Origin of the sequence: Pseudomonas sp. PDM30 (genome assembly GCF_019218985.1) — a bacterium.
Lineage (GTDB): Bacteria > Pseudomonadota > Gammaproteobacteria > Pseudomonadales > Pseudomonadaceae > Aquipseudomonas > Aquipseudomonas jessenii.
On record NZ_JAHUWM010000004.1, the window covers coordinates 294007 to 320020 of the forward strand.

At 61.2% G+C, this 26014-nt stretch carries 21 protein-coding genes and 1 pseudogene; 1 reads left to right on the forward strand and 21 read right to left on the reverse strand.

The features are described from left to right. Positions 1–98 precede the first annotated feature (98 nt). The 3 genes from KW840_RS11900 to KW840_RS11910 form a co-directional block, all read right to left on the reverse strand. Positions 99–362, reverse strand: coding sequence for a DUF6124 family protein (locus KW840_RS11900; RefSeq protein WP_218495232.1), 264 nt, complete (start codon positions 360–362; stop codon positions 99–101). Positions 363–1070: 708 nt separating this feature from the next. After that, positions 1071–1454: a type II toxin-antitoxin system PemK/MazF family toxin gene (locus tag KW840_RS11905; RefSeq protein ID WP_057712330.1), complete on the reverse strand. Its 384-nt coding sequence runs from the start codon at positions 1452–1454 to the stop codon at positions 1071–1073. Positions 1455–1552: 98 nt separating this feature from the next. Then, positions 1553–2455, reverse strand: coding sequence for a LysR family transcriptional regulator (locus KW840_RS11910; RefSeq protein WP_218495233.1), 903 nt, complete (start codon positions 2453–2455; stop codon positions 1553–1555). A gap of 118 nt (positions 2456–2573) precedes the next feature. Here KW840_RS11910 and KW840_RS11915 point away from each other — a divergent pair, with 118 nt between their 5' ends. Next, complete coding sequence (locus KW840_RS11915; RefSeq protein WP_218495234.1) at positions 2574–3854, forward strand: MFS transporter; 1281 nt, start codon at positions 2574–2576, stop codon at positions 3852–3854. On the opposite strand, the gene gspM is transcribed toward KW840_RS11915, so the two are convergent. The 18 genes and pseudogenes from gspM to aroB form a co-directional block, all read right to left on the reverse strand. After that, on the reverse strand, positions 3847–4278 hold the full coding sequence (gene gspM / locus KW840_RS11920; protein WP_218495235.1) for a type II secretion system protein GspM: 432 nt from the start codon (positions 4276–4278) through the stop codon (positions 3847–3849). The genes KW840_RS11915 and gspM overlap by 8 nt on opposite strands. Beyond that, positions 4275–5381: a type II secretion system protein GspL gene (gene gspL / locus KW840_RS11925; RefSeq protein ID WP_218495236.1), complete on the reverse strand. Its 1107-nt coding sequence runs from the start codon at positions 5379–5381 to the stop codon at positions 4275–4277. The genes gspM and gspL overlap by 4 nt, the downstream gene beginning before the upstream one ends. Then, positions 5378–6229 (reverse strand): type II secretion system protein GspK, encoded by an 852-nt coding sequence (locus tag KW840_RS11930; protein ID WP_218495237.1) that lies wholly within the window; start codon positions 6227–6229, stop codon positions 5378–5380. Before KW840_RS11930 ends, gspL begins: the two co-directional genes overlap by 4 nt. Further along, positions 6226–6768: a type II secretion system protein GspJ gene (locus KW840_RS11935; protein WP_154910323.1), complete on the reverse strand. Its 543-nt coding sequence runs from the start codon at positions 6766–6768 to the stop codon at positions 6226–6228. The genes KW840_RS11930 and KW840_RS11935 overlap by 4 nt, the downstream gene beginning before the upstream one ends. Continuing rightward, entirely contained in the window at positions 6761–7144 is a 384-nt protein-coding gene (gene gspI / locus KW840_RS11940) for a type II secretion system minor pseudopilin GspI (protein ID WP_057712337.1), read from the reverse strand. The genes KW840_RS11935 and gspI overlap by 8 nt, the downstream gene beginning before the upstream one ends. Beyond that, entirely contained in the window at positions 7137–7604 is a 468-nt protein-coding gene (gene gspH / locus KW840_RS11945; protein ID WP_154910322.1) for a type II secretion system minor pseudopilin GspH, read from the reverse strand. Before gspH ends, gspI begins: the two co-directional genes overlap by 8 nt. A 3-nt stretch (positions 7605–7607) precedes the next feature. Beyond that, on the reverse strand, positions 7608–8063 hold the full coding sequence (gspG, locus tag KW840_RS11950) for a type II secretion system major pseudopilin GspG (RefSeq protein ID WP_057712339.1): 456 nt from the start codon (positions 8061–8063) through the stop codon (positions 7608–7610). A 3-nt stretch (positions 8064–8066) separates the two neighbouring features. Then, positions 8067–9271 (reverse strand): annotated as a pseudogene (gspF, locus tag KW840_RS11955) (type II secretion system inner membrane protein GspF). A gap of 3 nt (positions 9272–9274) precedes the next feature. Beyond that, a complete protein-coding gene (gene gspE, locus KW840_RS11960; protein ID WP_218495238.1) occupies positions 9275–10747 on the reverse strand; it encodes a type II secretion system ATPase GspE in 1473 nt (490 codons plus the stop codon). 4 nt (positions 10748–10751) lie between these two features. Further along, positions 10752–12671 (reverse strand): type II secretion system secretin GspD, encoded by a 1920-nt coding sequence (gene gspD, locus KW840_RS11965; protein WP_218495239.1) that lies wholly within the window; start codon positions 12669–12671, stop codon positions 10752–10754. Positions 12672–12679: 8 nt separating this feature from the next. Further along, positions 12680–13222: a hypothetical protein gene (locus KW840_RS11970; RefSeq protein WP_218495240.1), complete on the reverse strand. Its 543-nt coding sequence runs from the start codon at positions 13220–13222 to the stop codon at positions 12680–12682. Positions 13223–13226: 4 nt separating this feature from the next. Next, on the reverse strand, positions 13227–13775 hold the full coding sequence (locus KW840_RS11975) for a cytochrome b (protein WP_218495241.1): 549 nt from the start codon (positions 13773–13775) through the stop codon (positions 13227–13229). Between the two features lie 77 nt (positions 13776–13852). After that, a complete protein-coding gene (gbpA, locus tag KW840_RS11980; RefSeq protein ID WP_057712345.1) occupies positions 13853–15319 on the reverse strand; it encodes an N-acetylglucosamine-binding protein GbpA in 1467 nt (488 codons plus the stop codon). 290 nt (positions 15320–15609) lie between these two features. Further along, a complete protein-coding gene (hemE, locus tag KW840_RS11985; RefSeq protein WP_057712346.1) occupies positions 15610–16677 on the reverse strand; it encodes a uroporphyrinogen decarboxylase in 1068 nt (355 codons plus the stop codon). Between the two features lie 253 nt (positions 16678–16930). Then, complete coding sequence (locus KW840_RS11990) at positions 16931–18349, reverse strand: FAD-dependent oxidoreductase (protein ID WP_007997363.1); 1419 nt, start codon at positions 18347–18349, stop codon at positions 16931–16933. Positions 18350–18381: 32 nt separating this feature from the next. Next, positions 18382–22827, reverse strand: a complete 4446-nt coding sequence (gene gltB / locus KW840_RS11995; RefSeq protein ID WP_218495242.1) for a glutamate synthase large subunit — start codon at positions 22825–22827, stop codon at positions 18382–18384. A gap of 349 nt (positions 22828–23176) precedes the next feature. Then, a complete protein-coding gene (locus KW840_RS12000) occupies positions 23177–24778 on the reverse strand; it encodes an AAA family ATPase (protein ID WP_218495243.1) in 1602 nt (533 codons plus the stop codon). A 10-nt stretch (positions 24779–24788) separates the two neighbouring features. Then, positions 24789–25889: a 3-dehydroquinate synthase gene (gene aroB, locus KW840_RS12005; protein ID WP_218495244.1), complete on the reverse strand. Its 1101-nt coding sequence runs from the start codon at positions 25887–25889 to the stop codon at positions 24789–24791. Between the last annotated feature and the right edge of the window lie 125 nt (positions 25890–26014).

Below are 26014 nucleotides of genomic sequence, written 5' to 3' on the forward strand. Positions count from 1 at the left end.
GCGAGCTTGCTCGCGATGGACGTCAACGATAACGCGGGCTGCCTGAATGAACGCGTTGCCCGGACGTTTTTCGCGAGCAAGCTCGCTCCTACAAAGGTTTACGGTGGATCAAGGTTATCCAACACCCGATTCACCGCCAACTCCCCCAGCATGATCGACTGCTGAATCCCCAATAATGTATTGCTCTGCGCTACGTTCAGACTCCTCGCGAAATCACTCGCCATGACATTGGCTGATGCCAGCGACACGCAGGCGTATTCCAGCAGCGTGTGGTTGTCGATATCGGGGGCAATGAGGAAGATCGTGCCGGGTTGGCGTGGCCCGTCCGGATCGGTGTCCGGTGACTTTGGCGTCTTGGTCATGATTCAGCGTCCTGAAAGTGGCGGCCACACCGAATCACGACGGATCAAAAGGGTGGCAGCTGTACGCAGGTTAGTAGACCGGGCAAACCGAAAACCGGCGCGCCCGAAGGCGCCCTGCGCACAGCCACCATCAAAGGCAGGTATGGACATACCTGCCTATCAGGAACGCATATGCGCTTCGGTTTACTACGGGCTACTAAACCCGATCACTGACCATCAGTGACGCGAATCAAGTTAGCGATAGCCCTCAAAGCGCACAAGCCGGCGGATTCTGGAGTAGTTGTAGGCAGAGCCGCAAGGCGCTGTAGCCTCTCTGGGATAGTTCAGAAATGTCCCACAAGCAGTGGTAAAGCTTCTGATCCTCTGTAGGAGCGAGCTCGCTCGCGATGGTCGTTAACGATGACGCGTGTTTCCTGGCTAACCGCGGTGCTCTTTAGTTCATCGCGAGCAGGCTCGCTCCTACAGTGACTCACCTTCCTTGTATTCAACGTTTTCAGAAACACCAGAAACGACAAAGGGCGCCTTTCGGCGCCCCTTCACAGACAGGTCGGCTTGTCATCGCCCTGTACCTGCCTGGCTCTGCGATGGCTGGTTGCCCAGGATCCTCAGAGTCTCACAAGCCCCTTTCGGGAACATTGGCAGTATTGCCCGAATGGGCATCGTAGACAACAGGTGGCAACTCGCCTGTCTGTGTCAATTCCGCTGCCATCACAGCCCCAGCGCCCTGCGCACCGCGACTTTGATTGCGTGGAACTCATCTGTTTCAAGCTGTGAAATGACGTAAACACGATTTCCCCTTCGATCTCGACTCTTGATTCGGTCAAGCCTGGAGAGACTCACTGTCGCGACCATATCGCATTTTGCCCAACAGGTCGGGGACGCTCCTTGTAAATAACTGGGTAGCTCCAAATGGTGTTCAAGAATACAGTCCGGAGCGGTGGTACTCAGCGGCACGACCGTAACCAACAAGCTGTTGGTCCTGTGTTTGCGAATCACAATGACCGGTCTGATCTTGACCATTTCAGGAATCTCATAGCCCCTGAAATCACAAATCAGCACGCTGCCTTCCTTTGGTTGATATAGAAGTGGCATCCATGGCACTCGGCTAAAAAGATCGATTCTGCGCAAGTTTCCGGAAAACCACTAAGCTCGATCCATTACTTTAAATGTCCTGCGTAATGATCAGTTTCTCACGCCGCCACGCCTTCAACCTTCCTCGTCAACAACTCCACAAACGCCCGCGCCATCGGCGACTTCTGATCCTTGCGCTGCACCAGCCACACCGCCGACACCGCCGCCGGATCGAGCAAGGGCCGATAGACCACGCCATCAATGCGCATCCGCTGATAAGACGCCGGCAGCACCGACACACCAAGCCCCGCCGCCACCAGCCCGATGATGGTCATCGCCTCGCCGGCCTCCTGGGCGAAGTGCGGGCTGAAGCCGGAGTCCCGGGCCAGGCTGAGCAGCTGCGCATACAGGCCACTGCCGTAGCTGCGTGGAAAAAACACAAAGGGCTCAAGCGCCAGGGCAGACAGGAACAAGCCCTCCTCGCTGCCCTCTACCAAGGGGTGCTTGGAACTGAGCACCGCGACCAGTGGCTCGCGCATCAGTTCGACCACGCTGAGGCAATCCGGCAGCCCGAGCGGGCGCATGATCCCGACTTCAATCGACTCGTCCACCAGCGCATCGGCCACCTGGGTGCTGCTCATTTCCCGCAGGTTCAGATGCACCGCGGGGAAGCGCTGGCGGAAAGAGAAAATCGCCTGGGGAATGGTCGAGTTGAAGGGTGCCGACGAGGTGAAGCCGATTTTCAGCTCACCCAACTCGCCCAGTTGCGCCCGTCGCGCGACATCCGCCGCTTTGTCGACCTGCTCCAGCACCAGCCGCGCCTCTTGAAGGAACAGCCGACCGGCCTCGCTCAGCTCGACCCGACGATTGGTACGTTCGAACAACCGGGCGCCGACTTCCTGTTCCAGCGCCTGAATTTGCTGGCTCAGCGGTGGCTGGGAGATACCCAGCACTTGTGCGGCGCGGCCGAAATGCAGTTCTTCGGCGACGGCGATGAAGTAGCGCAGATGACGCAATTCCATGGAAACCCCATTAGGTCGTAAAAGCTATCAAATAGGTCGAACAATATATTGGATTGAATCATTAGCCAGCTATATGCTTTTTTCACTGCCTGACCGGCTGCGCCCTCCGAGGTCCCACGTGAAAACTGCTGTCGCCCCACTCGCCCATGAAGTTTCACCTTCAGCGCCGGACGCTATCGCCGCTGAGCTGGCGGAGATCTACATCGAAAAAGGCACCCCGGCGTTCATGCGCACGGTGCTGGCGTTGTTCTGCGGCGGCTTCGCAACTTTCGCCCTGCTCTACTGCGTGCAGCCGATGATGCCGCTGCTGTCCGACGAGTACTCCATCAACGCGGCGCAAAGCAGCCTGATCCTGTCTATCGCCACCGGCATGCTTGCCATCGGCCTGCTGATCACTGGCCCGATTTCCGACCGTATCGGACGTAAACCGGTGATGGTGGCAGCTCTGTTCGCCGCTGCGCTGTGCACCATGGCCAGTGCAATGATGCCGAGCTGGCACGGTGTGCTGCTGATGCGTGCGCTGATTGGATTGTCGTTGAGCGGTCTGGCGGCGGTCGCCATGACCTACCTGAGCGAAGAGATCCACCCACAGCACATCGGCCTCGCCATGGGTTTGTACATCGGTGGCAACGCGATTGGCGGGATGAGCGGACGCTTGATCACCGGAGTATTGATCGACTTCGTCAGCTGGCACACGGCGATGCTGGTGATCGGTGGCCTGGCGCTGATTGCCGCGGCGGTGTTCTGGAAAATCCTCCCCGAATCGCGCAACTTCCGCGCCCGCTCGCTGCACCCGCGCAGCCTGCTCGACGGTTTCACCATGCACTTTCGCGACGCCGGCCTGCCGCTGCTGTTTCTAGAAGCCTTTGTGCTGATGGGCGCGTTCGTCACGCTGTTCAACTACATCGGCTACCGCCTGCTGGCCGCGCCGTACCACATGGAACAGGCCTTCGTCGGGTTGCTGTCGGTGGTGTACCTGTCCGGCATCTACAGCTCAGCGAAAATCGGCTCGCTGGCCGACCAACTCGGCCGCCGCAAAGTGCTCTGGAGCACCATCGCGCTGATGATCGGTGGTCTCGCCCTGACGATGTTTACGCCATTGCCGGTGGTGATCATCGGCATGCTGATCTTTACCTTCGGCTTCTTCGGCGCCCACTCGGTGGCCAGCAGCTGGATCGGCCGCCGCGCCACCAGGGCCAAGGGGCAAGCATCGTCCTTGTACCTGTTCAGCTACTACGCCGGGGGAAGCATCGCCGGTACGGTGGGTGGCGTGTTCTGGCACCTGGGCGGCTGGAACGGGATCGGGTTGTTCATCGGCACGCTGCTGGTGATTGCGCTGCTGATCGCGTTGAAGCTGGCGAAGTTGCCGTTGTTACCGCAGAACACCTCGGCTACTTGAGCACCACCCGCGCCTCGAGGGCATCGTCACGCTTCTCCAGCGTCAGGGATTGTAGCGCGACGCCATCGCGCTCGATCCCATCGAGCCACTGCATCAAGGGTTGCGCGTTGCCATTGAGGGTCACGCGCAGCAGATCGCTTTCACTCTCCATCTGACGGATTTCCAGCCCCGCCGCCGTGGCGCTTTCGCTGATACGCAGTGACAGCGGTTGATCGGTGTCGACGGGGACATGGCTGCGCGGTAACGCCCGTTGCAATTGCGCGGCCAGCCCCGCCTGCTGTTGATGCTGTCGCTCGACTGTTTCCAGCCGCTGCCGGGTCGGTTGCCAGATCAGGCTGAAAGCCACAACCGCCAACAAAAAAGTCCCCGATACCTGCAACAGCCGCTGTTCGCGCACGGAAATGCGCCGCCATGCCTGCTTCATGCCTCGTCCTCCACGGTGAGGGTGGCGTGCACCCGGTCAGCGGCTTTGTTCGCGCTATCGAGCTTCACGGGCATGCCTTGTTGTCGTCCGCGCTCCCGCAACTGCTCCAGCTCGGTAAAGCCGCTGGCGGTCAGCTGGATTTTCCAGCCTTCGCCTGCTCGAAACTCGACGCGCTGGACCTCGACCGGGCTGGCGCCAATCACCTGCTCAATCAACCGGACCAGCCCGGCAATGCGGGTGTTTTGCGATTCGACAGGCTGGCTTTGCAGGGCCTTGAGTTGCGCGGCCATGTCGACGATGCGGCTTTGCTCCGGGTAGAGCGTCTTGAATCGCAGTTCATTCTGGACTGCAAGGCGGCTGGCTTCGCTGTCGAGGAAGCGAATCCGCGTTTCGCTGGCACCCCAGGTCAACAGCGCCAGCATCAACAGCGCCCACCCGCCGGCACGCCAGGGTAGACGCTTGCCCCGTGGGGCGAATGCGCCTTGCAGCAGGTTGATGGCCCGGGTCGGGCGCTGAGTCAGGCATTGGTCGATGACGGCGGGGGACTCACGCTCATCCAGCCATTGCATGTCGTTGGGCAATGACGGAGTGAGCAGCGTCAGGTCGTCTTGCGACATCGCCAGGCGCGCCGACAGGCCTGCACCCAACAACCAGCGCCCGAACCACCAGGCGCCGCACGGCTGATCGCCGGACAACAGATCGGCATCGACGAACACCCCGCGCACCTCAATACCCGCTTCGCGCAGCAAGTCGAGCACGGTGGCCAACCGCTCGCGGCCAATGACCATGACCGGGTAGCAGCCGTCACGATCACGAGCGCCAACGCTCAAATGCACAACTTCCAGCGCTTCACTCAGTTGATCTTCCACGGCGTAGGCCATGGCCTGAGCTTCGGGTCTGCGTCGCGAAGGCCATGGCTCGCTGCGAACCCAACTGCACAGTTCCATGGGCAGCAGCACATCAACCGCCTGCCCCTGCAATGCCGAGGCCGCCTGATTCAGTGGCATTGGCTGACGTTGACAGGTTGGCGACCACAGGACGCAGGGCCAGAGGCCGGATGACGCGTCCTGCCCCTCGGCGGTCAGGTAAAGCCAAGTGTTCATCGCGGTCTCTCGTGGCTACTCATGGGAAGAAAACGTCGTTGCAGCACCGTCAGTTGTCGAGCCTTGGGGTCGTGTCCGACATCCGTGGCCAGGTGCAGTTCGCGCCCGTCCCGGGTCACCTGCACCTTTATCCGATACCAGCGGCTTTGGGTACCAAGTCCGTGATTGCTCAGGCCCTGCCCGGAGAGCAGCGGGTCCTGGGTAAACGCCTGGACGCTCGCCCAGGGCGTGGTTGCCGCCTGACGCGCCAGCGCATCGGCGGTCGCGGCGTCCACCTCGCCGAGTGTTCTCAACAGCAGCGCCGGTGCGGTGTTGATGTTCAAGGCGGTGTCGGTTGGCAGCAGCGCCACCCAGGGCTCCAGCCGCTGCAGCAGGCGAGCGTCAATGCCAGGCAGCAAGCGCAGCTGGCTCAGTTCCTCCAGCGGTCCCACCTGGCTCAGTTTCAGAGGAGGCAGTTCGAGCAGTTCGAGCAGGCGCGCCCAACGGTTGAGGGTGACCTGATCCACCTGCCCCTGGCGTAACAACGCATTGAGATTGAAGCGCCCGGCGAGGTCATCGATATCGATTCGGATCTGCGCATCTTCAACGTCGAAACCCGGCGCCATGGCCGTCCAGCCTTGAAACCGCTCGACGGGTTTTTCCGCGTCCTGTAACGCGTCGCGCAACAGCAACAACGCCCAGGTTTCCCCGTCCGATGCGAGCTGCCGCAGCTGCATCTGCAGCAACTGTTGCCCACTGCTTTGCAGCGAAAGGTGATGGCTGCGCAACAAGCCGCCGGTGATCAGCAGCGCCAGGCTCATGACCAGCAATACACTGATCAACGCAATGCCGCGTTGGCGCCCGTTCATGGCAATGCACCCGGCATCGGCAACACCCGACGAATCGATTTGAAGCGCCCGGCCGAGATTTGCACCTCCAGCGCCATGAGCGCCTTCGTATCCTGCCCGGCCGACCAATGAGCGACCCAGCCGGACTGGCTGTCGAACAAACGCCAGCGCAACTCACGAACGCCTTCGAGCAGTCTTTGCCGTTGCACGAACTCCGTACCTTCGCCCTGGCTTTCACGCCACAGCACGCTGCCTTCGAGTCGATAGGTCAGTATCTGGCGCTCACTGCGCGGTTGGTCCAGAGGATTGCGCCAGTGACTGCGCTGGAACTGAAAAAGCGGCGGTGCGAGCACCATCGGCTGCGCAGCGACGTGCAGCAGATCCCGCTCGATCACCGCCATCGCTCGTTGCAGGTTCCTCAGCTCTCGCTCGTGGGCCGCCGTGCCCTGTTGCACTCGCAGCACGCTATCGAACAAGCCCCAACTGGCCAGCCCCAGCACGGCGAAGATGGCCATGGCGATGACCAGCTCCAGCAAGGTGAACCCACACTGCCTACTCATGGCTCGCGGGTATCCAGCCGCTGGCACGATACAACGCGTGCGCACTGTTCGCCGGGCTGACCTGAATGTCGACCTGGAGTAAACGCAGATCGCGGGTGACGCTGATGTGCTGTTGCAGCACCCAGTCGCGCTGATCCATGGACACGACCTGTTGTTGCTGGCCGGCCGTCAGGCCGGATTGCAGGCGTAGCTCGTTCAACCGGTTATCCGCCAGCCACGCGGCGAACAGCCGTGTCTCGACGGCGTTGCGCTGCTTCACCGCATATTGACTGGCCGACAGCACGGCTGCCGCCAGTGTCGCGAAGACCGCCAGGGCCACCATGATTTCCAGCAGCGTGAAGCCGCCCATGGACGACAAGGATGACCGGCTAGCCATCGATCGCCACCTCGCCGATGCCATCGCCGGACAGGCTCAACCAGGTCCTGTTGCCGGACTCGAATGTCAGCGTGAAGGCACTGGTTTCATCGTTGCTGAGCAACAGCAACTGCGGCGGGCCTTCTTCGGCGTCCAGCCCTACCGCATAGCCGTCCTGCTGCAAACGTACTCGCACGCTCAGGGGCCAGTCAGTCAGTTCCTTCACCGGCTCCCACCCACGAACTCCCAGATGCATCAGCCGGTAGCCACGGGCGCTCAGCCGCAGGCCATATTCCTGGCCTTCGAACACCGCACGCTCACGCAACTGATGAATCACCTGAACCATCGCCTCGGCTTCCTGCCTGACTTCGCGCGCGGGACTGCCCCCACCGACAAAGCTCACCATGCCCAGCAAGACGCCAACCACGACAATCACGATCATCAGCTCCAATAACGTAAACCCCCGACAGCGGTAGCCCACGGATCAATGGCCCCAATTGCCGATTTCGGCGGCAAACCCTTCACCGCCCGCTACGCCATCGGCGCCAAGGGAATACAGGTCGTAAGTGCCGTCTACCGACCGTACACCCGGGTTGAGGTACTGATAAGGCGTATTCCACGGGTCGACCGGCATGCTCTTGAGGTAGCCCTGAGGGTTCCAGCCACGCGCCACGGGCAGTCCGGAGGGGCGCTTGACCAGCGCTTCCAGGCCTTGCTGAGTCGATGGGTAATGGGCGTTGTCGAGGCGATACATTTCCAGGGCTGTGGCGATGGCCTGAATATCGATTCTGGCGGCAGTGACCTTGGCTTGATCGGGGCGACTCATGAACTGTGGCACCACGATAGCCCCCAGCACGCCGATGATGACTACCACCACCATGATTTCGATCAGGGTAAAACCGCGTTGCGCGCGGGAAAGGTTTTTGCGGACAGGTTGCATGGATCAATTCACCAATTGGTTGAGGCTGAGAATCGGGAGCAGGATGGCCATGACGATCAGCAGCACGACGCCGCCCATCAACACCAGCATGGCCGGCTCGAAGAGGCCCACCACCAGCGCAATGCGCGCGGCGAGGCTGTTTTCCTGTTGTTCGGCGGCCCGGGCCAGCATGCGGTCGAGTTCGCCGGCACGTTCGCCGCTGGCGATCATGTGCAGCATCATCGGCGGGATGTCACCGCTCAGCTCCAGGCCACGGGTCAGCGTTGCGCCTTCGCGGACCGAGCGGGCGACATCGACCATCCGCGTGCGGATGGTCAGGTTGCCGATGACCGCGGCTGCAATTTCCAGGGCGTCCACCAACGGCACGGCACTTTTGCCGAGGATTGCCAGGGTGCTGGCAAACCGTGCGGCTTCCATGGCACGCAGCACTTCACCGAGGACTGGCGCATTCAGCACCCAACGATCCAGCGCAGGCGCCACTGCGGCTGCTGCCAGCTCCAGCGCCACAGGCCGAACAGCGTCGCCAGCACGCTCATCAACAACAGGAAATGGTTGCGCAGGCCGTTGCTCACGCCAATCAGCGCCCGGGTCAGCCAGGGCAACGGCTGGCCGCTGTCGACGAAGATCTTCACCACATCCGGCACCACATATCCGAGAAGAAAACCGACGATTGCCAGGCTGGCCAACATCAGGATCAACGGGTACACCAGGGCCATCTGGATCTTTTGCCGCGAGGCCTGGCGGGCCTGGGTGTAGGCCGCCAGTTGCTCCAGCACATGGCCCAGATGCCCCGAGCGTTCCCCGGCGGCCACGGTGGCGCGGAACAACTCGGGGAAGGCCCTGGGAAACTGCCCCAATGCCGAGGCCAGTGCGTGGCCTTCCATCACCCGGCTCCTGACCGCCCAGAGCAAGCTCGCAACCTTGCGCTTCGAGCTCTGCTTCGCCACCGCATCGAGCGCTTCCTCCAGGGGCAGTCCGGCCTGAACCAGCGTTGACAGTTGCAACGTCAACAACGCCAGATCAGCAGCACTCAGGCGTCCACCTCGCGACTGCTGACCCGCACCGCCGCCCCTGACCTCGGTCAAGACACGCGGCCACAAACCACGTTCACGCAACAACTGTCGCCCATGGCGGGGCCCATCGGCCTCCAGCCGTCCCTTGCAGGATCGTTTCCGGGCATCGCGGGCGCGGTAGTCGAAGGTCGGCACCGGTCAGTTCTCCTGGGTCACACGCAGCAACTCATCGAGACTGGTCAATCCTTCCAGCACCCGCTGGCGCCCGTCCTGGAACAGGCTGCGCGAGACCTTGCGCGTTTCGTCGACGAGGATTTGCTCGCTGGCGCCCTGATGGATCAGCGCCGAGACGGCGGGTGTCACGCTGATCAGCTCGTAAATGCCAATGCGGCCGCGATAGCCGTGCTGGCACTGTTCACAGCCCGAGGCCTTGAACAGGGTGTGCGGCGTGCTCGTGTCGAGCCCAAGACGCTGGCAGGCCGCCGCATCGGCGAGGTACGAAACCTTGCAATGGGGGCACAAGGTGCGCAACAGACGCTGGGCCAGAACGCCCACCAGCGAGGACGCCAGCAGATAGGCATCGACGCCCATGTCTACCAGCCGCGTGACCGCGCCGGCCGCGCTGTTGGTGTGCAAGGTCGAGAGCACCAGATGCCCGGTCAAGGACGCCTGGACAGCGATTTCGGCGGTTTCGCGGTCACGGATTTCGCCAACCATCACCACGTCCGGGTCCTGGCGCAAGATCGCCCGCAGGCCCCGGGCGAAGGTCATGTCGACCTTCGGATTGACCGGCATCTGGCCGACCCCCGGCAGGTGGTATTCGATCGGGTCTTCGACCGTGAGGATGTTGCGGGTCTGGTCGTTCAGGCTGCTCAGGGCGGCGTACAGGCTGGTGGTCTTGCCGGAACCGGTCGGCCCGGTCACCAGCACAATACCGTGGGGCTTGCCCAAAAGATGGCGCAGGGCCGCGAGGATATCGTCCGGCATGCCCAGCCGTTGCAGTTCCAGGCGCCCGGCCTGCTTGTCGAGCAAACGCAGCACCACCCGTTCGCCGTGGGCCGAAGGCAGCGTCGAGACCCGCACATCGACTTCATGCCCGGCCAGGCGCAAGGCCATTCGCCCATCCTGGGGTACGCGTTTTTCCGCGATGTCCAGGCGCGCCATGACCTTGATCCGCGACACCAGCAGTGTCGCCAGTTCGCGCTTGGGCCTGAGCATTTCACGCAGTTGGCCATCCACCCGCATACGCACCGACAGGTACTGTTCGAAGGTTTCCAGGTGCACATCCGAGGCATGCTCACGCACCGCTTCACCGAGCAACGCGTTGATCAGGCGAATGATCGGCGCATCGCCCTGTTGCTCCAGCAGGTCGGCGGTTTGCGGGACCTGATCGACCAGGCTGAGCAAGTCCAGTTCTTCGTCCAGCCCTTGGGCAACTTGCTCCACCGCACTGCGCCCCTCGCGATAGGCCACCGCCAGGCGCGAGGCGTACTCATCGGCCCCGACGATTTGAAACGGCAACGCCCGTCCGCACACCCGGCGCGCTTCCGCCAATGCGGTGAGCGGCGCATCACTACGCAGGGCAAGGCGCAGGTCGTCGCCGTCATGCTCCAGCAACACACCAAAACGCCGGGCGAAGCCGAAGGGCAATTGCTCGCAGAGTTCGCTCATGGATTCATTTCGCCTTGCCGCGCAAATCGAACACTGGCGCGTCGGTGGCCGGTTCGAACAACCCGCGCGCCTCGGACGGCAGCAACAACGAGTTGTTTTCCCCCGCCCCTGATTTGCTCAAGTCACGCAGCGCGTTGTAACGCTGCTGGCTGACCTGGGACAGGTCTTCCTTGCTGCGCACGATGGTCGGGCGCAAGAACACCATCAGGTTGCTTTTGGTCTGGGTGTCACGATTCCAGCGGAAGATAGCGCCGAGGTAGGGAATGTCCCTCAACAGCGGCACGCCGCTTTTCTGGGTACGCACGCTGTCCCTGATCAGGCCGCCGATCACGATGATTTCGCCATCGTCGGCGAGGATGGTGCTCTTGAGCGCTCGCTTGTTGGTGATCAGGTCCGAGGAATCAATGCCCGACACCGAAGGCGCGATGTCCGACACCTCCTGCTCGACCTCCAGGCGTAACGTCGAGCCTTCGTTGATGTAAGGCTTGATCTTCAGGCTGATGCCGACGTCCTTGCGCTCGACGGTGGTGAACGGATTCTCCGCGCCGTTGCTGTTGGTGGCATAGGAGCCGGTCTTGAACGGCACGTTCTGGCCGACGATGATTTCGGCTTCCTGATTGTCCAGGGTCAACAGGCTTGGCGTGGACAGCAGGTTGCTGTGGGTGTTGCTGGCCAGGGCCGAAACCAGCGCACCGAAGCGGTCGCCGCCCAGTTGCAGGATCGCCCCTTCCGGCGCCGATCTTTTCTCGTCGAACTTCAGCCCGCCGATGATCGGAATGTCGGTGCCGGGAAAGTTGATGAAGCCCTTGGCGTCACCCGTGTTGAGGTTCCACTGCACGCCGACGGCCTCGGCGATGTCGCCGGAGATTTCGACGATTGCGGCATGGATCAACACCTGGGCCCGTGGCTGGTCCAGCTGACGCACGATGTTTTCGATGGTCCGCACCTGCGCGGGTTCGGCGATCAGCACCAGCGCGTTCTGGCTTTCGTCGGCCTTGATCATGAAGGCCGCACCGCCAGACGTGTCCTTGGCGCTGCCGACGGCGGAAGTCTGCTTTCTGCCCTGCCCCATCGACTCCAGAATCTCGGCCAACTGCTTGGCATCGCTGTGGCGCAGGCGAATCACCCGGGCATTGTCGAGGGTTGTGGTGGCCGGCGTATCGAGACCCCGGGCCAGTTCGATCAAGCGCTGGCGGACGACCGGCGGACCAATGAAAATCAGGCGATTGGTCCTGGTGTCGGCCAGCACCTGTATGGCTGACTCGGCATTGCGCTTGCCCATGGAGGCCTCGATTACCGGCGCGACATCGCCCGCCAAGGCATGCTTGAGCTGGACCACCACGTGCAGGTTGTTCTGTCCGGAGTCCAGTTCGCGGATCACCCGGGCGATGCGCTTAACATTGGCGGCCGTATCGGTCAGCACCAACGCGTTGGCCGACACCGAGGGGCCGACATAACCATTGGCAGAGACCAATGGCCGCACCAACCCGGCAATATCGGTGGCGCTACCGGTGTTCAACGCGATGACCTCGGTCACGAACTGCGACGCCGTGGTGGTTTTTACCGTGCCCTGGCCGGCCCGGGTCTTGGCCTCGGCAACCGGGGTGATGAGGATCCGGTCGCCCTCATCGATCACCGTAAAGTTGTGAGCGTCGAGCACCGAATAGAACAACCGGCGCACCCCTTCACGATCGAGGGCCTGCCGGGACATGACGGTGATTCGACCGGAGACTTTGGGGTCCAGTACCACGGTGGTCCCGAGAATGTTGGAGATCTCTTCGACGATGTCGCGCAGCTCTGCGTTGTTCATCGCCAGTTGCCATTTTTCTTCCTCGGCCTGAAGTGTGCCGTGGGAAAGCGTTAGCGCCATGGCGACGAAAAAAAGCACCGGCCGCAGTGCTTGTGCACCGAGAAAGCTATTCATGAAGTTGATCACTCTGTCGGCCCGGCAAGCGGGCTAAAAAAACGCGGAGAAACGTTCGGCACTTGCGGCTTGCCGTGGGGGGCGAGCCGTTGCAGAAAACCCGTGACGGGAGGCTGGAGCGTCAACAATGCCTCTCGGCCCTTGCTCCACAACACCGCGTGATCGGGCTCAACGCGACGCAAGATGCTGCCACCGGGCAGGCGCTCGCCGACCTGGTAGATGCGCGCGCCTTGCGAGTCTGCCAGCAACACCCGGGACAAGCCGTGAGTGACGACGAAGCTTGCCTTCAAGGTCAGCGGTTCCGCGCTCGGCAGCAATTCGGCACCCGTCGTCAGACCGAGCACCGTTGCAACCGCCGTTGCGTCGAGTGCTTGACGGAGTGCGGGAGCGGTTCGCGAGGTTTCGACCGGTGCTGGCAGCACCAACTGTTCGCGATAGCGCCACTCCTGCCAGCCCAGGAACGCCCCATAGGCCAGCGGTACAACCAGCAGGCTCGCCTTGCTCAAAAGCAAGGCAAGTCCGGTCAAGCGTTCGCGCGAAAACATCACCATGGCCTCACTCAAGTCGCCCGGACCGAGGCTTGCCACACAGGCGCAAAGACATCCGTCGCAGCACCCGGTGGTTGCAGGCCTCATGCACGATGACGGCGCCGATGTGCGCGACCAGCAGCAGCGACAGCACCACACATACCCACGTGTGAACCGTGACGAACAGAGCGATCAGTTGTGGATCGCTTAACGGCTGATCGATCTCGATCACCCCGAATACATCGATCGGGCGATCCATCATCAACACGCCGGTCACCAGAACGGCACCGACGAAGAGGTAAATCAATGCGTGGGCAAACAATGCGAGCACTTCGACAAGCGACAACGACTTCATGCCCGAAAAACGGGTATGAGTGAAAAACAGAAACAGGCGCCACAGGTAAAACGGTATGAACACTGTCGTCAGCGAAACATTGAAGAACGCAACCGACTCCTTGATGTGCGCTGACACCTCGAAACCGGCCACAAGAAAACCAGACAGCAAGGTCCACAGGATCACCGCGGCAGACAACCAATGCAGCAGCACGCGCTGTCTGGAATAACCCGAAACAGTCATTTTCAACTCGATCAACGTCAGAAGAATAAAGCTTCAGGCGATCGGCTACCGATCGCCTGAAGTGCTACAAGGGGGACTTACAACTTGTTCCACGCCATGTGCCAGTGAGCACCGACACCTGGTTCAAAACCGTTGGCAGTGGGGCTGTACTGCTTGCAGTAACCCGACTCGGGGAATGGCTTGCACTCAAAGACTTCGTTGGTCTTCGGTTGCAGAACCTTGGTACCGGCGGTGTAGTCGCCGAGGCCTTCAGGGAACACGAAATCGTATTCGACGCCGGCGCCTTCGCCAGTCAGTTGGGTGGTCTGAGTGTCCTGACGGGTGGTGCGGCCATCCAGGGTGGTGCCGACCAGGGTCAGGGTGTGCGCACCCGGGTTGCTGCGTACATCCATGGACAGCCAGGTGGAGCCGCTGGCCACTTGTGCCGACGTGGTGCCTACCGGTTTGTTGTTCTGGTCGAGCAAGGTCGCTTCGACGTTCATCGGACGGTTCGAGATCATGCTGAACTCGACCTTTGCCCGGCCTTTATCCAGAACGTATTCGGCTTGCTGCGAGGCCACCGACATGCGCGCTGCGGTGTCTTCCTTCATGTCCAGTTGCACTTCGTAGCGGGTTACACCGCTTTCTTTTTGTGCGTACAGCGTGTTGTTGCCCCGGATCGGCTCGATGTTGCCGTTTTCATCACGAATACCGGCGCGGATGAGCTTGTGGGTCGCGTTGATTTTTTCCGCCAGCTTGAAGGACCAGTCTTGCGGCGAGCCTTCCTCAGCGTTGTCGATGCTGATTTCGACGCTGTAATCCGGGTTCTCGCCATTGGCGGAGAATGCGCGGGCCTTGACCTTGTCGCCGACCAGCAGCTCGGTCGCGGCGGAAATACTGCCTACGGAAGACCAGCCACCCGGTAGCGCCGGTTCAGCGAGAATGTTCACGTCGGCGGCGTTATAAAACGCTGCATCGGTATCACCGACGGTCCAGATCGCCAGGATGACATGCTGGCCGGATTTATCTGCCGGGATAGTGCAGTTGTGCTTGTCGCTGTTAGACGGCATTTTATTGCCGCCATCGACGGTGCAGAACGGGGTACTTTCGAAGGTGGCGCGCTTGAGCGATTCGTTCGGATTCCAGCCGTTGCGGCTGATGAAGTACTCGTGTTTGGTGGCCGGATGAACTGCCTTGTAATGCCATTGGAAATCAATGTTGCGATCCTTGATTTCTGTCAGGTGCCAGCGAGTGGCGGACTGTGCGTCCATGGCAGAGAACAGCGAGTGACCACCGCTGGCGATCTTGCCATCGACCGGTCCCTGCAAGGGAGCACCGCCGACGCCGGCCGGAAAGCCTTTGAAGGTTTCACCAACACTCTGCGGCTCGTACTGGGCGCCACCGCAGTTGGTGTTCAAGCCTTTCTGGCAAGCCAGCGCGCGCGAAGGCGGCACTTCCAGATAGCCATGGGCGGAAACGGTTTGAGAGGCCAGCATTGCCGATAACAGGATCATCGATGAAGTGCAGGCGGTTAATGCACTTCTCTTTTCAAACTTGATTTTCATGATGTATTCCAGACTGCTTATCGAAAACAGGGCGCCTTGTGGGCGCCCCTGTTCGCTTCGTGATTGTTCGGCGATACGCCGGACAAGGGCCTGGAACCTTACGGGGATGGAAGAAAATTCTATGTAGGAGTAATCGCCGCACGAGGCAGGAACAGTCTCTCCATTCCTCGATCCGACAAAGAAAGAAAACATTCTTACAACAAGTGATGCTTTATCGATTGAGCTTTTGAACGGCACAAAAAAACCTGTCCGGCACGAGGCGGGACAGGCTTTGTCGAAACGGGCAATCGCTATTCGTGATACTGCGCCGACAGCTCATGTACCGCACGCAGGAACGCGCCAGCATGTTCCGGATCGACTTCCGGCGTGATGCCATGGCCGAGGTTGAACACGTGGCCGCTGCCTTTGCCGTAGCTGGCCAGGATGCGCCCGACTTCCGCGCGAATCGCTTCCGGCTTGGCGTAGAGCACGGTCGGGTCCATGTTGCCTTGCAGGGCGACCTTGTCGCCGACACGGGCGCGGGCGCTGCCGATGTCGCAGGTCCAGTCCAGGCCCAGTGCATCAGCACCAGCGTCGGCGATGCTTTCCAGCCACAGACCGCCGCTCTTGGTGAACAGGATCACCGGCACCTTGCGGCCTTCGTGCTCGCGGATCAGGCCGCTGACGATTTTCTTCATGTAGGCCAGGGAGAACTCCTGGTACGCCGCCGCCGAGAGGGCGCCGCCCCAGCTGTCGAAGATCTGCACCGCTTGCGCACCGGCCATGATCTGGCCGTTGAGGTAGCTGGTGACCGTCTGCGCGAGCTTGTCCAGCAGCAGGTGCAGGGCTTGCGGATTGTCGTAGAGCATGGTTTTAGTCTTGCGGTAGTCTTTCGACGAACCGCCTTCGACCATGTAGGTGGCCAGTGTCCATGGGCTGCCGGAGAAGCCGATCAGCGGCACACGGCCGTTCAGTTCGCGGCGGATGGTGCTGACCGCGTCCATCACATAGCCAAGGTCTTTGTGCGGATCAGGAATCGGCAGGGCCTCGATGTCGGCCAGGGTGCTGACGACTTTCTTGAAGCGCGGACCTTCACCGGTTTCGAAGTACAGGCCTTGGCCCATGGCATCGGGGATGGTCAGGATATCGGAGAAGAGGATCGCCGCGTCCAGTTGTGGATAGCGGTCGAGCGGCTGCATCGTGACTTCGCAAGCGAACGCCGGGTTCATGCACAGGCTCATGAAATCACCGGCCTTGGCACGGCTGGCGCGGTATTCAGGCAGGTAGCGACCGGCCTGACGCATCATCCACACGGGGGTGACGTCTACGGGTTGCTTGAGCAGGGCGCGCAGGAAACGGTCGTTCTTCAGGGCAGTCATGTCGGCATCCGGAAAAAAAGTGAGGGCATTTTCTCAGAGCCGGGCGCAAAAGGCACGGTTGCAGGTCAGCCTTTTGTCTATCGGGTCAATTTGTCGCAATGTAAACGCAGTATTCGTTACACCACGAAACAACTGTGGGAGCGAGCTTGCTCGCGATGGCGGTGTCACATTCAACATTTCTGTCAACTGATCCACCGCTATCGCGAGCAAGCTCGCTCCCACATTTGATCCCATTTCAAATTGAAATCGGGTTTTAGACGCCCAGGTAATCCAGGATCCCTTCAGCCGCATTGCGGCCTTCGAAGATCGCCGTCACTACCAGGTCAGAACCGCGAACCATGTCGCCACCGGCGAAGATTTTCGGGTTGCTGGTCTGGTGCTTGTACTGACCTTGCTCCGGTGCCACCACGCGGCCCTGGCTGTCGGTCTGGATTTCGAACTGTTCGAACCACGGCGCCGGGCTCGGACGGAAACCGAAGGCGATAACCACGGCGTCGGCCGGGATGATCTCTTCGGAGCCCGGGATCGGCTCGGGGCTGCGACGGCCACGGGCATCCGGCTCGCCGAGACGGGTCTCGACCACCTTCACGCCTTCGACCTTGTCTTCACCGACAATGGCGATCGGCTGGCGGTTGTAGAGGAACTTCACGCCTTCTTCCTTGGCGTTCTTCACCTCTTTGCGCGAGCCCGGCATGTTCGCTTCGTCACGACGATAGGCGCAGGTCACCGACTTGGCGCCCTGACGAATCGAAGTACGGTTGCAGTCCATCGCCGTGTCGCCGCCGCCGAGTACCACAACCTTCTTGCCTTTCATGTCGACGAAATCTTCCGGCGACTTTTCAAAGCCAAGGTTGCGGTTGACGTTGGCGATCAGGAAGTCCAGTGCGTCGTACACGCCCGGCAGGTCTTCACCGGCAAAACCGCCCTTCATGTAGGTGTAGGTGCCCATGCCCATGAATACGGCATCGTATTCTTCGAGCAGTTGCTCCATGGTCACGTCCTTGCCCACCTCGGTGTTGAGGCGGAACTCGATGCCCATGCCGCTGAAAACTTCGCGACGATTGCTCAGCACGGTCTTTTCCAGCTTGAACTCGGGGATACCGAAGGTCAGCAGACCGCCGATTTCCGGGTTCTTGTCGAACACCACCGGGGTCACGCCACCGCGCACCAGCACGTCGGCACAACCCAGGCCCGCCGGGCCCGCACCGATGATCGCGACACGCTTGCCGGTCGGCTTGACCTTGGACATGTCCGGGCGCCAGCCCATGGCGAATGCGGTGTCGGTGATGTACTTCTCCACCGAACCGATGGTCACCGCGCCGAAGCCGTCGTTGAGGGTGCAGGCACCTTCGCACAGACGGTCCTGCGGGCACACCCGGCCGCAGACTTCCGGCAGGGTGTTGGTCTGGTGCGACAGCTCGGCGGCCTGGAGGATGTTGCCCTCGGCCACCAGTTTCAGCCAGTTGGGAATGAAGTTGTGCACCGGGCACTTCCATTCGCAATACGGGTTACCGCAACCCAGGCAGCGGTGGGCCTGGTCGGCCGACTGCTGGGGTTTGAAGGGTTCGTAGATTTCCACGAACTCTTTCTTGCGTTGACGCAACAGTTTCTTCTTCGGATCCTTGCGCCCGACCTCGATGAACTGGAAGTCATTATTCAGACGTTCAGCCATTTTAAAACCTCATCAAACTCTTCAGGCGCATATCACTGCGGGTTGGCACGGGTGCTGGAAAGCAACGTTTTCAAGCTGGCAGCCTTCGGCTTGACCAACCAGAAACGGCGCAGGTAATCATCGAGGTTCTCGGCGAGTTCACGACCCCACTCGCTGTCGGTTTCCTCGACATACTCGTTCAGCACGCGTTGCAGGTGGCTACGGTAGGCTTCCATCGCCTCGCCGCTGATCCGCTGGATTTCCACCAGTTCGTGGTTGACCCGGTCAACGAAGGTGTTGTCCTGGTCGAGCACGTAGGCGAAACCGCCGGTCATGCCAGAGCCGAAGTTGTAACCGGTCTTGCCCAATACGCAGACGAAACCACCGGTCATGTACTCGCAGCAGTGATCGCCAGTGCCTTCCACGACGGTGTGGGCACCGGAGTTACGCACGGCGAAACGCTCGCCCGCGGTGCCGGCGGCAAACAGCTTGCCGCCAGTGGCGCCGTACAGGCAGGTGTTGCCGATGATGGCACTGTCCTGGGTGCGGTAGACGCTACCCTTCGGCGGCACGATCACCAGCTTGCCGCCGGTCATGCCCTTGCCGACGTAGTCGTTGGCGTCGCCTTCGAGGTACATGTGCAGGCCGCCAGCGTTCCACACGCCGAAGCTCTGCCCGGCCGTGCCTTTGAAGCGGAACGTGACCGGCGCGTTGGCCATGCCCTGGTTGCCGTGCTTGCGCGCGATTTCGCCGGAGATCCGTGCGCCGATGGAACGGTCGCAGTTGCAGATATCCAGGTCGAATTCAGCGCCGCTCAGGTCGTTGATCGCCGAGGTGGCCATGTCGACCATTTTCTCGGCCAGCAGGCCCTTGTCGAACGGCGGGTTGCGTTCAACGCCACAGAACTGCGGCTTGTCCGCCGGCACGTGGTCGCTGCCCAGCAACGGAGTCAGGTCCAGGTGATGCTGCTTGGCGGTCTGACCTTCGAGGACATCCAGCAGATCGGTACGGCCGATCAGCTCTTCGAGGGAGCGCACGCCCAGCTTGGCCAGCCACTCACGGGTTTCTTCGGCGACGTAGGTGAAGAAGTTCACCACCATGTCGACGGTACCGATGTAGTGATCCTTGCGCAGCTTCTCGTTCTGGGTCGCGACGCCGGTGGCGCAGTTGTTCAGGTGGCAGATGCGCAGGTATTTGCAGCCCAGGGCAATCATTGGCGCGGTGCCGAAGCCGAAGCTTTCAGCGCCGAGGATCGCAGCCTTGATCACGTCGAGGCCGGTTTTCAGGCCGCCGTCGGTCTGTACCCGGACTTTGCCGCGCAGGTCGTTGCCACGCAGGGTCTGGTGGGTTTCGGCCAGGCCGAGTTCCCACGGAGCGCCCGCGTATTTGATCGAGGTCAGCGGCGATGCACCGGTACCGCCGTCGTAGCCGGAGATGGTGATCAAGTCCGCGTAGGCCTTGGCCACGCCGGCGGCGATGGTGCCGACGCCCGCTTCCGCTACCAGCTTCACCGAGACCAGCGCCTGCGGGTTGACTTGTTTCAGGTCGAAAATCAGCTGCGACAAGTCTTCGATCGAGTAGATGTCGTGGTGCGGCGGCGGCGAAATCAGGGTCACGCCCGGCACTGCATAACGCAGCTTGGCGATCAGGCCATTGACCTTGCCGCCTGGCAGTTGACCGCCCTCGCCTGGCTTGGCGCCTTGGGCAACCTTGATCTGCAGCACTTCAGCGTTGACCAGGTATTCCGGGGTTACACCGAAACGGCCGGTCGCCACCTGCTTGATTTTCGAGCTCTTGATGGTGCCGTAGCGCGCCGGGTCTTCGCCGCCTTCGCCGGAGTTGGAACGCGCACCGAGGCGGTTCATGGCTTCGGCCAGGGCTTCGTGAGCTTCCGGCGACAGGGCGCCCAGCGAGATACCGGCGGAGTCGAAGCGCTTGAGCACCGACTCCAGCGGTTCGATTTCGCTCATATCCAGTGGAGTGTCGAGGGTTTTGACTTTCAGCAGGTCGCGGATCATCGACACCGGACGGTTGTCCACCAGCGACGTGTATTCCTTGAACTTGCTGTAGTCGCCCTGCTGCACAGCGGCTTGCAGGGTGTTGACCACATCCGGGTTGTAGGCGTGGTACTCGCCACCGTGGACGAACTTCAGCAAACCACCCTGCTGGATCGGCTTGCGCGGGCTCCAGGCTTCGGTGGCCAGGGCTTTCTGCTCGGCTTCGATGTCGACGAAACGCGCACCCTTGATGCGGCTCGGCACGCCCTTGAAGCTCAGGTTGCAGACTTCCTCGGACAGGCCGATCGCTTCGAACAGTTGTGCTCCGCGATAGGAGGTGATGGTCGAGATGCCCATCTTCGACAGGATCTTGAGCAGGCCCTTGGTGATGCCTTTACGGTAGTTCTTGAACACCTCATAGAGGTCGCCCAGCACTTCACCGGTACGGATCAGGTCGCCCAGCACTTCGTAGGCCAGGAACGGGTAAACGGCAGAGGCGCCGAAACCGATCAACACGGCGAAGTGGTGCGGATCGCGAGCGGTCGCGGTTTCCACCAGGATGTTGGAATCGCAACGCAGGCCTTTTTCGGTCAGACGGTGGTGCACCGCGCCGGTAGCCAGAGAGGCGTGGATCGGTAACTTGCCCGGGGCGATGTGACGGTCACTCAGCACGACCTGGGTACGACCGGCGCGCACGGCTTCTTCAGCCTGATCGGCCACGTTGCGGATCGCCGCTTCCAGACCGACGCTTTCGTCGTAGTTGAGGTCGATAATCGCCCGCTCGAAGCCCGGACGATCGAGGTTCATCAGCGAGCGCCACTTGGCCGGGGAAATGACCGGCGAGCTGAGGATCACGCGCGAAGCGTGTTCCGGCGACTCCTGGAAGATGTTGCGCTCGGCACCGAGGCAGATTTCCAGCGACATGACGATGGCTTCACGCAGCGGGTCGATCGGCGGGTTGGTGACCTGCGCGAACTGCTGGCGGAAATAGTCGTACGGCGTGCGCACGCGCTGGGACAGCACGGCCATCGGCGTATCGTCGCCCATCGAGCCCACGGCTTCGTAGCCCTGCTCGCCGAGCGGACGCAGCACCTGGTCGCGCTCTTCGAACGTGACCTGGTACATCTTCATGTATTGCTTGAGCTGATCGACGTCGTAGAACGCCGAACCGTGGTCGTTGTCTTCCATGGTCGCCTGGATGCGCAGGGCATTCTTGCGCAGCCATTGCTTGTACGGGTGACGGGACTTCAGGCGGTTGTCGATCGCATCGGTGTCGAGGATCTGACCGGTTTCGGTGTCCACGGCAAAGATCTGGCCCGGGCCCACACGGCCCTTGGCGATCACGTCTTCAGGCTGGTAGTTCCAGACGCCGATTTCCGAAGCCAGGGTGATGAAACCGTTCTTGGTGGTGACCCAACGCGCCGGACGCAGACCGTTACGGTCGAGCAGGCACACCGCGTAGCGACCGTCGGTCATTACCACGCCGGCCGGGCCGTCCCACGGTTCCATGTGCATCGAGTTGTATTCGTAGAACGCACGCAGATCCGGGTCCATGGTCTCGACGTTCTGCCACGCAGGCGGAATGATCATCCGCACGCCACGGAACAGGTCGATGCCACCGGTGACCATCAGCTCCAGCATGTTGTCCATGCTCGAGGAGTCGGAACCGACGCGGTTGACCAGCGGGCCGAGTTCTTCCAGGTCCATCAAGTCGTTGGTGAACTTGGTGCGACGGGCCACGGCCCAGTTGCGGTTGCCGGTGATGGTATTGATCTCGCCGTTGTGCGCCAGGAAGCGGAACGGTTGAGCCAGTGGCCATTTCGGCAGGGTGTTGGTGGAGAAGCGCTGGTGGAACACGCAAATCGAGGTTTGCAGGCGCTCATCGCTCAGGTCCGGATAGAAGGCGGTCAAGTCCGCCGGCATCATCAGGCCTTTGTAAATGATGGTCTTGTGGGAAAAGCTGCAGACGTAGTGGTCGGTGTCGGCGGCATTGGCCACGGACGAGCGACGACGGGAGGTGAACAGCTTGACGGCCATGTCCTGATCGCTCAGGCCTTCACCACCGATGAACACTTGCTCGATCTGCGGCAGGCGCTCAAGGGCGAGGCGACCGAGGACGCTGGTGTCGATCGGCACTTTGCGCCAGCCAACCAGTTGCAGACCGGCGGCCAGGATCTCGCGGTTCATGTTCTCGCGAGCGGCTTCGGCCTTGACCGGGTCCTGGTTGAAGAAAACCATGCCCACAGCGTATTGCTTGGGCATTTCGACGCCGAAGGTTTCCTGGGCGATGGCTCGCAGGAACACGTCCGGCTTTTGAATCAGCAGACCGCAACCGTCACCGGTCTTGCCGTCGGCATTAATCCCACCGCGGTGGGTCATGCAGGTCAGGGCCTCGATGGCCGTTTGCAAAAGGGTATGACTGGGCTCGCCCTGCATATGGGCAATCAGGCCGAAACCGCAGTTATCCTTGAATTCATCTGGTTGGTACAGACCTGCTTTCATAGACACTTTCTCACCAGGCTGCTTCTCGCGAAGCAAATTTCTTTTCAATTCAACCACTTACCAACCGCGCCGAACGTACGCCAGCTTTGCGGGGGCAAAAGGGAGGTCATTGTACACACCGACACAGAGGCTCACAAATTTGACGACGAAATTTCGCAAATCTATGTCGCATTTGTGAAAGGTTTAAAGCGATCTGCTGTGCTAGTCAAAACTTTTTTTAATTCTGACCGCAACGACTCAAAGACTACTGTGACGCAGACACCACAAGGCACGCAGCCCGGAAGGTTGCGCGCACTTGTAGAAATTTTGAGGTGCTTGGAGAGGCGGCCTGGGTAAGGCCGCCGAATCTTCAGCGAGTTGTTGCCAGTTCCTGTTGGACGCTGGCGACAGTGCGAGGCCAAGGTTTACCAGCCTGAACCTTCGCTGGCAAGGCCTTGATGGCGGAAACGGCTGCATCACGATTGGCGAAGTTGCCGTAGGTGATCACGTAGAGCGGCTTGCCATTGAGGACTTTCTTGAAATAACGGTACTCGCCGCCCTGCTCCTTGACGAAGCTTTGTGCGGCAGTTTCGGAGCTGGTGCCGAGGATTTGCACCACGTAGTTACCCGGTGCCTGACCGGCATACCAGGTGCCGCCAGCGGCCTTGGCCGCCGGAGCCGGTTTCTCGGCAGGCTTGGCCGCCGCGGCAACGGCTGGCTTGGCTGGCGCTGGTGCAGGCTTGGCCACTGGAGCAGGCGCTGGTACAGGCGCTGGCTTGGCGGTGGCGACCTGAGTCGGCGCAGGCGTCGGCTTGGCCGCTGGTGTCGGCGAAGGGCCGGCAGGAACGCCCACAGGCGGCGCAGTGGTGGTCACGGTCGGCGGAGTGGCGCTGGAGCCTTCAACCGGCACGCCGTCGTCACCTTCGGTAATGCCACCTGCCGCTTCAGCCAGCGGACCGCGCATCACCGGTTGCGAGTTACCGACCAACGGCAATGGCATCGGCTGCGTGTTGCCAGCGAATTCTACGGCCGGAGCGCCGCCATTCGCTGTTGGCTGACCCTGGCCAAGCGGCAGTTGCGCCTGTTCATTGGCCGGCGCACCGGCGGTCGGTGCCTTGTTGCGACCTGGAATCAACCAGGCGGCAGCTACCGCGACCACGACCACGGCGGAAATCGCCAACACGTGTTTCTTCGGCATATTGAACCCCATTTTTGGACGCTTGACCGCTGAGCGGCTGGCGATCATGGCTTCGATCATTGCATCGCGGGCGACCTGATTGATGCTGCCAGGCCAACCTTCGGAGCTTTCGTGAATATCAGAGATCTGATCCGCGGTGAAAAGTTCGATACCGCGACCAGCGCCTTCGAGCCGCTGCTCCAGATATTCGCGGGTTTCCTCTTCGGTGTAGGGCTGCAGCTCGATGACGTGGAAACGCTCTTCCTCGAGATGCAAAGCCTCAAGCTGAGCAATCAGCGAGGTCTCACCGAACAGGAACACATGCGGGCGGCCTTCCGGCGCACCGGCAGCCAGGACCATCAGAGCCTCAAGGGCGGACTCGTCGAGTTGTTCGGCGTCATCGACCAGCAGATAGACTTCCTGCCCGGTCAGTGCAAGCTGCACCACCTGGGCCAGAATAGCGTCGGCATCAGCCTGGCCGACGTTCAACGCCTGGGCCACCTGACGCAATACCCCGGCCGCATCGCCGGCGCCGCGGGCAGAAACCACCACGCTTTGGACCGATTGCTTGTTGGTGCTGGCGACCAGAGCCTGACGCAACAGGGTCTTGCCACTGCCTTCTGGGCCAGTGACCACTAGCAGCAACTGACTGTAACGGGCCAGGTGATGTAGTTGTCCCAGCACGGGTTTGCGCTGGGCCGGGAAAAATTTGAAGCCAGGCACCCGTGGAGCAAAAGGGTCATGACTCAACTGGTAATGGCCGAGGAAGGCCTCGTCGGCATGCAAACTAGTCATTGTGTTCTTATTAACCTTTAAGCTGAGCCAGGGCGCGGTAGTCTGCCCCCAGCGTGGCCTGTAGAACCTCTTTCGGATAATCGTCGGTCACCACCGCTTCACCCATGTGGCGCAGCAGCACCAGGCGTAAACGACCGTCGATCACTTTTTTGTCAATGGACATATGTTCGAGGAAATCGGCTTCTGTCATTTCTTCTGGCGGAACGACCGGCAGCCCCGCACGCTGGAACAGACGAATGCCGCGATCACGCTCTTGCTCGCTGATCCAGCCCAGCCGCGTGGACATTTCCAGCGCCATTACGCTGCCAGCAGCCACAGCCTCACCATGAAGCCACACACCATAGCCCATGTGGGTTTCAATGGCGTGGCCAAAAGTGTGGCCCAGGTTCAGGGTGGCACGCACGCCTGTCTCTTTCTCATCGGCACCGACCACTGCCGCCTTGGCCGCACAGGAACGCTCGATGGCATAGGTCAGGGCTTGCTGGTCCAGATTACGCAGGCGATCGACGTTGTCTTCGAGCCAGGTCAGGAACGGCTCATCGCAGATCAGCCCGTACTTGATGACTTCGGCCAGCCCGGCGGACAACTCGCGCGCCGGCAGGGTATTGAGGCTGGCGGTATCGATCAGCACCACGTTCGGCTGATAGAAGGCGCCGACCATGTTCTTGCCCAGCGGATGGTTGATCCCGGTCTTGCCGCCCACCGAGGAGTCGACTTGCGACAGCAGCGTGGTCGGAACCTGGATGAAATCGACGCCGCGCTGGTAGCAGGCGGCGGCAAAGCCGGCCATGTCACCGATCACACCGCCGCCAAGGGCGATCACCGTGGTGCGGCGGTCATGCCGGGCGGTCAGCAGACCGTCGAAAATCAGTTGCAGGGTTTCCCAGGTCTTGAAGGCTTCGCCGTCGGGCAGTACCACGGAAATCACCGAGAACTGCGCCAGGCTGCGGGTCAGACGCTCGAGATAGAGCGGCGCAACAGTCTCGTTGGAGATGATCGCTACTTGCCGTCCGCGAATGTGCGGGGCCAGCAGCTCGGGCTGATCCAACAAACCTTCGCCAATATGAATCGGGTAGCTGCGCTCGCCTAGATCGACCTTGAGTGTCTGCATGTGTCCCCACAGTGAAGATGGAATCAGGCGTACTGCCTTGAGTTAACGAATATCCACGGCCTCTGCTGGTGTGACGCCGTTCGGTAGCCATCCGCCACAACCTCGAACGGCCATGGCGGGACGCC